Source organism: Enterobacter sp. CM29 (assembly GCF_013179605.1).
In the GTDB taxonomy this organism is placed as follows: Bacteria; Pseudomonadota; Gammaproteobacteria; order Enterobacterales; family Enterobacteriaceae; genus Enterobacter; species Enterobacter intestinihominis.
The window spans coordinates 1-11,235 of the sequence record NZ_JABMCU010000147.1 but is presented as its reverse complement, the minus strand read 5'-3'; the positions used below and the strand labels follow the sequence as shown (position 1 = coordinate 11,235).

The following is an 11,235-nucleotide window of genomic DNA, read 5'->3' as shown; positions in this document are numbered from 1 at the left end:
GTAAGCCGGTGCATTAATCCGGTGGTTACAGAAGTATTCGGTGGAGCGGTAGTTCAGTCGGTTAGAATACCTGCCTGTCACGCAGGGGGTCGCGGGTTCGAGTCCCGTCCGTTCCGCCACTTATTAAAAGCCCTGAGCTAACGCTCAGGGCTTTTTTCTTATCTGTCGTTTTACTATTGCGAAATTAGCAAAAATCCTCTGCATTTTACGATCTTTTTCGATATAACAACCACAGCGATAATCCTCCTCAGTTTACGAACATAACGATTGAGGAATGATATGACTATCCCTGCACTGGGTCTGGGCACTTTTCGCCTGAAGGACGACGTTGTTATCGCATCTGTTAAAACCGCACTCGAGTTGGGCTATCGCGCTATTGATACGGCGCAGATTTATGACAACGAAGCTGCCGTAGGTCAGGCTATCGAGGAGAGCGGTGTACCGCGCCATGAGCTTTTCATCACCACCAAAATCTGGATTGAGAACCTCAGCAAAGACAAGCTGATCCTGAGCCTGAAGGAAAGTCTGAAAAAGCTGCGTACTGATTATGTTGATCTGACGCTGATCCACTGGCCATCACCTGGCGATGCCTTCTCCGTAGAAGAGTTCATGCAGGCGCTGCTGGAAGCAAAAGAGCAGGGCTTGACGCGTGAAATTGGTATCTCGAATTTCACTATCCCGTTGATGGAAAAAGCCATTGCCGCAGTGGGTAAAGAGAATATTGCTACTAACCAGATTGAACTCTCTCCTTACCTGCAAAACCGCAAAGTTGTGGACTGGGCGAAACAGCATGGCATTCACATCACCTCGTACATGACGCTGGCATATGGTAAGGCCCTGAAAGATGAAGTGATTGCGCGCATCGCTGAAAAACACAATGCAACAGCTGCACAGGTGATCCTGGCATGGGCGATAGGTGAAGGATATGCCGTGATCCCGTCTTCAACCAAACGTGAAAACCTGGCAAGTAACCTGTTAGCGTGGGATCTCCAGCTCGATGATGAAGACAAAAAAGCGATCGCTGCACTGGAATGCAACGATCGTCTGGTCAGCCCCGAAGGGTTAGCACCTAACTGGGATTAATAACAACCCTCCCTCTGTGCCTTTAAACCCTCATACAGCTCCTCCGGGAGCTGTTTTTATATGCTCACTAAGGAAGTCGATAAATGCGCGTATGCGCGTACTTACCGCTCTGTCACTGTAATACACCGCGCTAAAAGGCATCTCTACAGGTAAGCGTTTGTCAGCCATTAGCTCAACTAGCTGGCCCGCGGCTATTTCCTTATCAATCATATAGTCTGATAAACAGGCGATCCCGTTTCCTTCAAGACATAGCTGTTTCAGCGTTTCCCCGCTATTAGACGAAAGTGCGCAGATGATCTCATGAAGTTGTCCGTCATGACAGGCCACGGGCCAGGTGTTCAGCGAGACAGGCTCCGTAAAGCCCAGACACAGGTGCTGCTTCAGCTCCTCAACGGTCTCAGGTTTGCCATGCTCTGCAATATATTGCGGTGACGCGATAATTTTGCGGTAGCTGGTGAACAGAGGGCGAGCGCGTAAACTTGAATCCGTCAGGGTTCCCGCGCGGATCGCCACGTCAACTTTACGCTCAATCAGGTTAATGAACGTCTCAGAGGAGACCAGAGACAGGGTCATCTCCGGGTAGCGTTCGCGGAAGGGTTTAATCAACGGCATCAGGAAATGCAGCACGACCGGCGTCGCCGCATCTATGCGCAGCAGCCCACGCGGCGTGCTGCGAGATTCCATGATTTCCGTTTCTGCTGCCGCCATCTCCTGCAAAACGGACTGCACGCGTCGAAAATAACGTTCACCTTCTTCCGTCAGGCTGAGCTGCCGCGTTGTTCTGTTGAGCAGGCTCACCCCGAGCTTCATCTCCAGCTTTTTCACCGAGCGGCTGATGGCGGAGTTCGCCTGTCCGAGCTGTTCGGCAGCACGGCTGAAGCTGCCGCTTTCAACAACGGCAACGAAGACAGTCAGTTCTTCCGATGTGGCTTTCATTATTGCATCACCTGCAAAATTCTATTGAGATTCTAACCATTTTTGTTATTTAAACACTGGCGCATACTGCCTGTCATCTTAATCCTGAAGAGACGGAGTATTTTATGCCACTGGCGCTTCTTGCCCTGACGATCAGTGCCTTCGCAATTGGCACGACCGAATTTGTTATTGTAGGACTTGTTCCTACCATTGCTGAACAACTCGCTATCTCGCTGCCTTCTGCCGGGCTGCTGGTATCTATTTACGCGTTAGGCGTCGCTGTTGGGGCGCCTGTGCTGACCGCACTGACTGGACGCTTTCCACGTAAACAACTGTTAGTTGCCCTGATGGTGCTCTTCACCGCTGGCAATATTCTGGCGTGGCAGTCACCGGATTACTCCACGCTGGTCATTGCCCGCCTGCTGACAGGCCTCGCGCACGGTGTCTTCTTCTCCATCGGTTCCACGATTGCAACCAGTCTGGTGCCAAAAGAGAAAGCGGCGTCAGCCATTGCGATTATGTTTGGTGGCTTAACCGTCGCGCTGGTCACCGGCGTGCCGTTAGGAACGTTTATCGGACAACATTTTGGCTGGCGTGAAACCTTCCTCGCGGTATCGCTGTTGGGCGTGATTGCTCTGGTAGCCAGCCTGCTGCTGGTGCCCTCCAGTATTCCGGGACGCGCGAGCGCCAGCCTGAGCGATCAGGTTAAAGTTCTGACACACCCGCGCCTGCTGCTGATCTATGCCGTTACGGCCCTGGGTTATGGAGGTGTGTTCACTGCGTTCACCTTCCTTGCACCGATGATGCAGGAACTGGCTGGTTTTTCTCCGGGCGCGGTGAGCTGGATTTTACTGGGCTACGGTATCTCCGTCGCAATCGGCAATATCTGGGGCGGGAAGCTTGCGGATAAGCATGGTGCGGTACCGGCGCTGAAATTCATCTTCGCCGCCCTGGTTGCCCTGCTGATGATTTTCCAGTTCACCGCATCGATGCAATACGCCGCGCTGGTAACGGTGTTGGTTATGGGGATATTCGCTTTTGGTAACGTGCCGGGATTGCAGGTATATGTTGTGCAGAAAGCCGAACGTTATACGCCTAATGCGGTGGATGTCGCATCTGGGCTGAATATCGCCGCATTTAATATCGGTATCGCACTCGGTTCGGTTATCGGTGGGCAGGTGGTTGAACATGTTGGATTAACCCAAACGCCATGGATTGGTGCGGTAATTGTGCTTATCGCTTTCCTCCTTATTGGTCTTAGTGGACGGCTTGATAAACCCGCTCGCGTCGCACTTGGATAAGTATCAGTAAGTGCTTGCTTACAAAACTGGAAAGCGGTTTCTCAGTAATTGCGTTGAAAGTGTGACCTAAAATCCCTATAACATTAGAACCAGTCCGTTTTCCGGGCTGGTTCATGTTACAGAGGCCGTTTCCAAAAGTGCGAAAAAATACCTATGCCATGCGTTATGTTGCCGGAATGCCTGCGGAGAGGATCTTGCCTCCGGGGTCGTTTGCGAGCCTTAGCCAGGCATTACCAGCGGGCACTCCATTAAGCAGTGACGAAAAAATTCGCGTACTGGTGTGGAACATCTTTAAGCAACAGCGTGCGGAGTGGTTATCCGTACTTCAAAATTTTGGTAAAGATGCGCATCTGGTTCTGTTACAGGAGGCGCAAACCACGCCTGAACTGGTCAGGTTTGCAACGACGAACTATCTTGCAGCCGATCAGGTGCCTGCCTTTGTTCTGCCACAGCATCCTTCCGGGGTGATGACCCTTTCAGCCGCACATCCGGTCTATTGCTGCCCGCTGCGTGAACGTGAACCGATCCTGCGTCTGGCAAAATCAGCGCTGGTCACGGTCTATCCGTTGCCCGACACCCGTCTGCTGATGGTGGTAAACATTCATGCGGTGAACTTCAGCCTGGGTGTTGATGTGTACAGTAAGCAGTTACTTCCCATCGGCGACCAGATTGCTCATCACAGTGGGCCGATCATTATGGCCGGGGACTTCAATGCCTGGAGCCGTCCGCGTATGAACGCGTTGTACCGCTTCGCGCGTGAAATGTCGCTGCGTGAAGTTCGTTTTAACGATGACCAGCGCAAGAAAGCGTTTGGTCGTCCTCTCGATTTTGTCTTCTATCGGGGTTTAAGCGTGCACGACGCCTCCGTTCTGGTGACGCGCGCCTCCGATCATAATCCTCTACTAGTCGAATTCAGTCCCGGCAAACCTGATAAATAATGGTGCGTCAGGTCTGCCGTGGGGCAGGCCTGTGCGGGTGCTGCCCTTTATTTTTTAACCCATAAAAGGACAGCAACATGACAACAACACACTCCCATCATGACAACGTCGAAAAACAGTTTGGTTCTCAGGCAAGTGCCTACCTGAGCAGTGCCGTACATGCCTCTGGCCGCGATCTGGTACGTCTCGGCGAACGGCTCGCCGCGTTTCCTGACGCGCACGTGCTGGACTTAGGCTGCGGAGCGGGGCACGCCAGTTTTACCGCCGCACAGCAGGTTGCTCAGGTGACGGCGTATGACTTATCGAGCCAGATGCTGGATGTGGTTGCTGAAGCGGCGAAAGCGAAAGGGCTGAATAACGTCACGACGCGCCAGGGCTACGCTGAATCTTTACCCTTTGAGGATGCATCCTTTGAGGCTGTGATTAGCCGTTACTCTGCACACCACTGGCATGATGTGGGGCAGGCATTACGGGAAGTGAAACGCGTGCTCAAACCGGGCGGAATATTCATCATCATGGACGTGATGTCTCCCGGGCATCCGGTACGGAATATCTGGCTCCAGACGGTTGAAGCGCTGCGTGATACCTCGCACGTGCAAAACTACTCCAGTGGAGAGTGGCTTACGTTTATCACCGAAGCTGGCTTGATTTCACGCTCATTGATAACCGACCGTTTGTCGCTGGAGTTCACGTCATGGATTGCACGGATGCGCACACCGGAGGCATTAACTCAGGCGATCCGATTGTATCAGGAGAGTGCCTCTGCTGATGTCAAGGCGTACTTTGAATTGCATGACGATGGTTCGTTTACCAGCGACACCATTATGGCTGAAGCGCAAAAAGCGGGATAAACAAAAAAGGCACCGAGGGGAATCGGTGCCTTTTTAATAAGCGATCGTACTATCAGGAATCTGGCGTAGCGCTGTTTTTCACAAACAACGTCAGCTGGTCGCCAGGTTGCAGGTTGTCAGTATCGTTGTTCCAGCGCATCACATCTTTGATGTTTACGCCGTGACGCTTAGCAATACTGGACAGCGAGTCGCCTTTACGTACGCGATAGGTAATGCTATCGCTGTTTTTAGCGAGACGCTGTGCGCTGCTACCTGCACCTACGGTCAGCGTTTGACCCACTTTCAGACCGGATCCGCGCAGATTATTCCACTGCTGGAGATCTTTCGTATTCACGCCAAGACGTGATGCAATACCTGAAAGCGTATCACCTGAACGCACCTTATAGCTGCGGCTGCTTACAGGCGACGTATCAGCAATCAGCGTAGACTGAACGGCTGCAATTTCACCCGAAGCTAAAGACTCACGTAACTGCTCCGCGTGTTTCTGCGGAACCATCACATAGCGCGGGCCGCTTGCACCCAGCGTGGAGCCTTTAACACCTGCATTAAAGGTTTTAAGCTTACTTACCGACATACCCGTCATATCAGCAACCTGTTGAATATCAACAGGGCTGCTGAGGCGGACACGCGCCAGTGCACGACTTTCGTCTGGTGTTGGCAGTTGTACACCGTAACGTTTGCTGTTCTTGAGAATGTCACTCAATGCCAGCATTTTCGGTACGTAAATCTTTGTTTCCTGTGGCAGTGAGAGCGACCAGAAGTCTGTAGATTTTCCACGCGCTTTATTCGCTTTCATTGCCTTCAGTACACGACCTTCACCACTGTTATACGCCGCGACAGTCAATAACCAGTCGCCGTCAAACATCTTGTTCAGACGTTGCATCATGTCGAGAGCGGCTGTCGTTGAAGCGACAACATCACGACGCGCATCGTAGTTGCGGGTCTGCTTTAAACCATAATTTCGCCCTGTGCTCGGAATGATCTGCCAGATGCCTGCTGCATTGGCGCCAGACGTCGCGTGCGGGTCAAAAGCGCTCTCCACTATGGGTAGTAGTACCAGTTCCATAGGCATGTTACGTTTCTTAACTTGCCCTGCTATCCAGTACATATACGGCTCTGCCCGTAATGTTACATCGTGGAGATAGCTCTTATTTCTCAAATACTTCTGTTTCTGTTCGCGAATCCGGCTGTTTTCCGGAATTCCCATCTTTAGCTCGTCGCCAATAGAGGCCCACAAGTCTTGTTCCTGCGCGAAGGATGTCCCATCGTCCAACCATCGCGCCTGACTCGTAAACTTCCCTGCTTCCCCTTGACCAGCCGCAGAAAGGCTCTGTGCGTGCTGTTGTACGTTGCTGCCGTTTTGTGACTGGCAACCTACAAGCAGGACAGAGGCGAGTAATATCGCTTTTGCCTTCATGTGTGTGTCAATAGTTGCTTAAAAGACGAGCGATGATAACGGCGAAATTTTGAAAAGGCAACCCGCAATTATCTGAAGTTATCTTTCTTTGACCTTAACCATGCAAATCGCGCTTCAGGTTGTAACAAATTTGTTTCTTGATTAATTTTATTAATTAAATCAACGTCATTCGTTCTTAAAAATAAATTTATTTGTCGCTCATTTTTCAGAATTACGGGGAGTGTTTTTTGGTTTTTTGCACGTAACTCCTTCACTTTCTGGTAATAATCCTGAATCGCCCGATCCTCTGGTAGTACGCTTGCAGCAAACTTCATATTCCCTAATGTATACTCATGTGCGCAACAAATTACGGTGTCGGCTGGCAGAGCATTAATTTTTTGTAAAGATTGATACATCTGTTCTGGCGTGCCTTCAAACAGCCTTCCACAGCCGCCGGAAAACAGCGTGTCGCCACAAAAAAGATAAGGTTTGCTGTAGAAACAGAGATGACCGGAAGTGTGACCTGGCGTAGCAAATACGGAAAACTCGCACCCGAGTATGAAGATACTTTCGCCTTCTTCGATAACTTGCGTCGTACCCTTATCCTGTGTCTCTGCTGGTCCGTAGACGGGAATATGGGGATAGCGCGCAAGGAGATCGGGAACACCGCCGACATGATCGTGATGGTGATGGGTAAGGAGGATCGCTTCAGGCTGCCAGTCGTTTTCTTCTATCGCGTGCAGGATCGGTACGGATTCGCCGGGATCAACAATGATGCATCTGCGATCGTCATCGACTAAAACCCAGATGTAATTGTCCTGAAAGGCGGAAATACTGATAAGATTCATGCATTACCTCTTATAGCGTGGCGGGTGTTTTGATGAAACCGGCAAGGATACCTCAGACTGTCGCACCACCGGAACGTTGGGCAGAGTTGCCCTGGGGTGAATATTATCGCGAGGCCTTAGAACTTCAGCTTAAACCCTGGCTCGCGAAAATGTATGGTTTTCACCTGCTTAAGATTGGCAATCTGAGCGCAGAAATCAATACCGAAAGCTGCGCTATCTCGCATCAGGTTAGCGTATCGCTTAATGGCTCCCCGGTTCAGGTGAAGGCTGATCCGCTGCATTTGCCTTTTGCGGAAAAATCCATTGATGCCTGTCTGCTCGCTCACACGCTGCCCTGGTGCAGCGATCCCCATCGTCTGCTGCGTGAAGCCGACCGCGTTTTGATTGATGACGGCTGGCTGATCCTGAGCGGTTTTAATCCGCTGAGTCTGATCGGGCTACGTAAACTGACGCCCGTTCTGCGCCGCACGGCGCCATATAACAGCCGGATGTTTACCATGATGCGCCAGCTGGACTGGCTTTCATTGTTAAATTTCGAAGTGCTGAGCTACGGGGGTTTTCAGGTCATCCCCTGGACGCGTAAAGGCGGGGTCTTATTAAGTACCCATTTACCCGCGCTGGGCTGCATGCAATTTATTGTCGCGCGTAAGAGGACGATCCCCCTTACGCTCAACCCAATGAAGCAAAGCAAATCAAAAACGCGGATCCGCCAGACCGTGGGTGCCACGCGGCAGTACAAAAAACCGTGATCAGGATTCAGGTTGATAACCTGCATCCTCATGGGTTGGGTTTGATGCCGCCGCGCGAGCCAGCTCGTCACAGCGTTCGTTTTCAGGGTGACCGGCGTGCCCCTTTACCCACTCCCATTTGATTTCGTGCTGACCGAGGGCGGCATCAAGACGCTTCCAGAGATCGACATTCTTGACGGGTTTTTTCTCTGCCGTTTTCCAGCCGCGCTTTTTCCAGTTGTGGATCCATTGGGTAATGCCCTGGCGAACATACTGGCTGTCGGTACTCAGCACCACGTCACAATGTTCTTTTAAGGCTTCCAGCGCCACGATGGCCGCCATCAACTCCATGCGGTTGTTGGTGGTCAGGAAATAGCCTTCACTAAATGTTTTTTCATGCTGGCGATAGCGCATAATGGCACCATAGCCGCCGGGCCCTGGGTTACCGAGACAAGATCCATCGGTGAAAATTTCTACCTGTTTACGCATCTCTGGTAGACTTCCTGTATTTGAAACGTTCAGTAAAACGATAAGTCTGACATAAATGACCGCTATGAGCACTGCAATTACTCGCCAGATTGTTCTTGATACCGAAACCACCGGTATGAACCAGATTGGCGCCCACTACGAAGGGCACAAAATCATTGAGATTGGTGCCGTTGAAGTGGTGAACCGTCGTCTTACGGGCAACAACTTCCACGTTTACCTCAAACCCGATCGGCTGGTGGATCCGGAAGCGTTCGGCGTTCACGGGATTGCCGATGAGTTTTTGCTGGATAAGCCCACCTTCGCCGATGTCGCGGATGAATTTCTCGACTACATCAGAGGTGCAGAACTTGTCATTCATAACGCGTCGTTCGATATCGGCTTTATGGACTATGAGTTCAGCAAGCTCAACCGCGATATTCCAAAGACCAATACGTTCTGTAAAGTCACGGATAGCCTGGCGCTGGCAAGGAAGATGTTCCCCGGCAAGCGTAACAGCCTTGATGCCCTGTGCTCTCGCTATGAGATAGACAACACCAAGCGTACCCTGCACGGCGCATTGCTCGATGCCCAGATCCTGGCCGATGTATACCTGACCATGACCGGCGGGCAAACGTCGATAAAATTCAGTATGGAAAATGAATCCCAGCAGACGCGGGATGAAGGCGGCATTCAGCGTGTCGTGCGCCAGGCTAATCGCCTGCGGGTTGTTTTAGCCAGTGATGAAGAGCTAATGAACCACGAATCTCGCCTCGATTTAGTGCAGAAGAAGGGCGGAAGCTGTCTGTGGCGTGGATGAAAAAAGGCGGAAACGTTTGTTAAATCGCCGTTTGGGTGGTTTTTGCAGCAAACGATTCAAAACCTGAGAAAAAGCGTTGACGAGTTCAGAGGCAAACCGTAATATTCGCCTCGTTCCCCAAACGGGAACAGTGGAGCGGTAGTTCAGTCGGTTAGAATACCTGCCTGTCACGCAGGGGGTCGCGGGTTCGAGTCCCGTCCGTTCCGCCACTATTCAGAAAGCCTGAATCAGAAATGATTCAGGCTTTCGTCGTTTTATACCCCCTAAAAACTCACCTATTCTCATTCTATTTTCATTAACAAGAATTTAATAAACAAAGTGCAATTTATTAACAAATGCACATTATTGGTGCGAAATTCGCACTGTTATTGTGCATTATGTCTCCATCTCACCTTCTGCCCTCATGTTGATATGTAATAATTATGTAAAAATAATTCATAAGAAATCATTCAGTTACCTGTCATTCTTCAGAAAACTCATGAACCAATGCGTTATTGGTTCGCTTATTGCTTAATCATTAGCACGATAAGTAGTCCGTCATATCAATAACTTATCGTTAATAAAAATAAAGTCATGATGAAAGCGAGCGAACCAATATGGAAAAACCTTCACGGGTTTTAGCAAATTCCAGCACCGCGCTTGACCAGTTGCGCGGGCTTATCAACCAGCACGAGTCAACACCAGGCACTCCGCTGCCCACTGAACGTGAGCTATCGGAAACACTCGGCGTAGGACGACGCGAAGTGCGTCGCGCGCTGGACGTGCTGGAAGAAGAAGGGCGGATCTGGCGCAAGCAGGGCAAAGGTACCTTCATTGGTCCGGCTGCCCCTGTTGAGCCGTTGGCGCTTCAGGGATTGGTTCAGCAAACCAACCTGCTGGAAGTCATGGAAGCTCGACTACAGCTCGAACCCGGCTTAGCCCGACTTGCGGCACTGCGTGCCACCAGGGAAAACCTCGCGCTCATGCAGCGCATGCTGGAACGCATTGACAAGGTCAGCCCGGATGACCGCGATCTTAACGAACTGTGGGATAGCGCCTTTCACCGCGCCATTGCGGAAGCAGCCGGCAACCGCCTGATGCTAGGGCTTTTCGATGCGATAGATGCCGTCCGCCGGGAGCCCGGCTGGCAGTATTTACGCGAGCTTGCCCGCACCCCCGAACGTGTCGAGAACTACAACGACCACCATCACAAAATCATGTCAGCGATTATTCATCGCCAGCCTAATGAAGCTGCGGCCGCCATGCGCGAACACCTGCTCAGCCTGCAAACCGCCTTGATTCAGGCCATCCACCTTGAGGACGATTCCACGCTATGACGACGATACCCTTTAAGGATTCCACTCCCGTACTGCGGCTGCAAAACCTCAACGTTAAATTCGCGGGCTCGCCGGTGAGTGTGCTCGAAGATATCTCGCTGACGGTAAGGGCGGGCGAAACGCTGGCGCTGGTGGGCGAGTCCGGCTGCGGTAAAAGCATCACTTCCCTGGCGCTGATGGGGTTATTGCCTGCCAGCGCCAGGATCGTCAGTGGGGAGATGCACTTCCGCCGCCACGATCTGCGCAAGCTCTCGCCGCGCGAGTATGCCAATCTGCGCGGCAGCGAGCTGGCGATGATATTCCAGGAGCCCATGACCTCGCTCAACCCGGCTTTCACGCTTGGCGATCAGCTCAGTGAAGCGGTGATGCGCCATCAAACGCTCTCCCGGGCTGAGGCGATGACGGTTGCGCTACAGATCCTGGAGAAGGTGCAGATCCCGGCCGCAGAGATGCGCCTTAAGGCTTACCCGCATCAGCTTTCCGGCGGTATGCGCCAGCGCGTGATGATTGCGATGGCGCTGATAAACCATCCCAAATTACTGATCGCTGACGAACCCACTACCGCTCTGGACGT

12 protein-coding genes and 2 tRNA genes are annotated in these 11,235 nt (G+C 51.7%); 10 read left to right on the top strand and 4 right to left on the bottom strand.

Annotated features, from left to right (window positions below):
* Positions 1 to 42 precede the first annotated feature (42 nt).
* Together HP459_RS16665 and dkgB are read left to right on the top strand one after the other, a co-directional pair.
* Positions 43 to 119: transfer RNA gene (locus tag HP459_RS16665), tRNA-Asp, on the top strand.
* A 160-nt stretch (positions 120 to 279) separates the two neighbouring features.
* Complete coding sequence (dkgB, locus tag HP459_RS16660) at positions 280 to 1,083, top strand: 2,5-didehydrogluconate reductase DkgB (protein WP_171936509.1); 804 nt, start codon at positions 280 to 282, stop codon at positions 1,081 to 1,083.
* Positions 1,084 to 1,113: 30 nt separating this feature from the next.
* On the opposite strand, the gene yafC is transcribed toward dkgB, so the two are convergent.
* Positions 1,114 to 2,019, bottom strand: coding sequence for a DNA-binding transcriptional regulator YafC (gene yafC, locus HP459_RS16655; protein ID WP_171936508.1), 906 nt, complete (start codon positions 2,017 to 2,019; stop codon positions 1,114 to 1,116).
* Between the two features lie 104 nt (positions 2,020 to 2,123).
* Between yafC and HP459_RS16650 the strand changes: the two genes are divergently transcribed.
* From HP459_RS16650 to HP459_RS16640, 3 genes are all read left to right on the top strand, one after another.
* Positions 2,124 to 3,299, top strand: coding sequence for an MFS transporter (locus HP459_RS16650; protein ID WP_022647125.1), 1,176 nt, complete (start codon positions 2,124 to 2,126; stop codon positions 3,297 to 3,299).
* A 137-nt stretch (positions 3,300 to 3,436) separates the two neighbouring features.
* Positions 3,437 to 4,237 carry an endonuclease/exonuclease/phosphatase family protein gene (locus HP459_RS16645; protein ID WP_032621812.1) on the top strand — a complete coding sequence of 267 codons (801 nt, stop codon included), beginning with the start codon at positions 3,437 to 3,439 and terminating at the stop codon, positions 4,235 to 4,237.
* Between the two features lie 77 nt (positions 4,238 to 4,314).
* Positions 4,315 to 5,088 carry a class I SAM-dependent methyltransferase gene (locus HP459_RS16640; protein ID WP_023299379.1) on the top strand — a complete coding sequence of 258 codons (774 nt, stop codon included), beginning with the start codon at positions 4,315 to 4,317 and terminating at the stop codon, positions 5,086 to 5,088.
* Between the two features lie 52 nt (positions 5,089 to 5,140).
* On the opposite strand, the gene mltD is transcribed toward HP459_RS16640, so the two are convergent.
* Positions 5,141 to 6,505, bottom strand: coding sequence for a murein transglycosylase D (mltD, locus tag HP459_RS16635; protein WP_022647128.1), 1,365 nt, complete (start codon positions 6,503 to 6,505; stop codon positions 5,141 to 5,143).
* Between the two features lie 68 nt (positions 6,506 to 6,573).
* Positions 6,574 to 7,332 (bottom strand): hydroxyacylglutathione hydrolase, encoded by a 759-nt coding sequence (gene gloB, locus HP459_RS16630; protein ID WP_045308942.1) that lies wholly within the window; start codon positions 7,330 to 7,332, stop codon positions 6,574 to 6,576.
* Between the two features lie 32 nt (positions 7,333 to 7,364).
* Here gloB and HP459_RS16625 point away from each other — a divergent pair, with 32 nt between their 5' ends.
* The gene (locus HP459_RS16625; RefSeq protein ID WP_023299381.1) at positions 7,365 to 8,081 is read left to right on the top strand and encodes a class I SAM-dependent methyltransferase; all 717 of its coding nucleotides are present in this window, start codon (positions 7,365 to 7,367) and stop codon (positions 8,079 to 8,081) included.
* Here the strand turns inward: HP459_RS16625 and rnhA are convergent, their stop codons facing one another.
* On the bottom strand, positions 8,082 to 8,660 hold the full coding sequence (gene rnhA / locus HP459_RS16620; RefSeq protein WP_160840538.1) for a ribonuclease HI: 579 nt from the start codon (positions 8,658 to 8,660) through the stop codon (positions 8,082 to 8,084).
* Here rnhA and dnaQ point away from each other — a divergent pair.
* From dnaQ to HP459_RS16600, 4 genes are all read left to right on the top strand, one after another.
* Entirely contained in the window at positions 8,614 to 9,345 is a 732-nt protein-coding gene (dnaQ, locus tag HP459_RS16615) for a DNA polymerase III subunit epsilon (RefSeq protein ID WP_072201000.1), read from the top strand. The genes rnhA and dnaQ overlap by 47 nt on opposite strands.
* Positions 9,346 to 9,477: 132 nt before the next feature.
* Positions 9,478 to 9,554: transfer RNA gene (locus HP459_RS16610), tRNA-Asp, on the top strand.
* A 387-nt stretch (positions 9,555 to 9,941) separates the two neighbouring features.
* Entirely contained in the window at positions 9,942 to 10,661 is a 720-nt protein-coding gene (locus HP459_RS16605) for a FadR/GntR family transcriptional regulator (RefSeq protein WP_045308941.1), read from the top strand.
* Positions 10,658 to 11,235 (top strand): ABC transporter ATP-binding protein (locus HP459_RS16600; protein WP_171936507.1); only part of this gene is annotated, 578 nt, incomplete at its 3' end. The genes HP459_RS16605 and HP459_RS16600, both read left to right, overlap by 4 nt.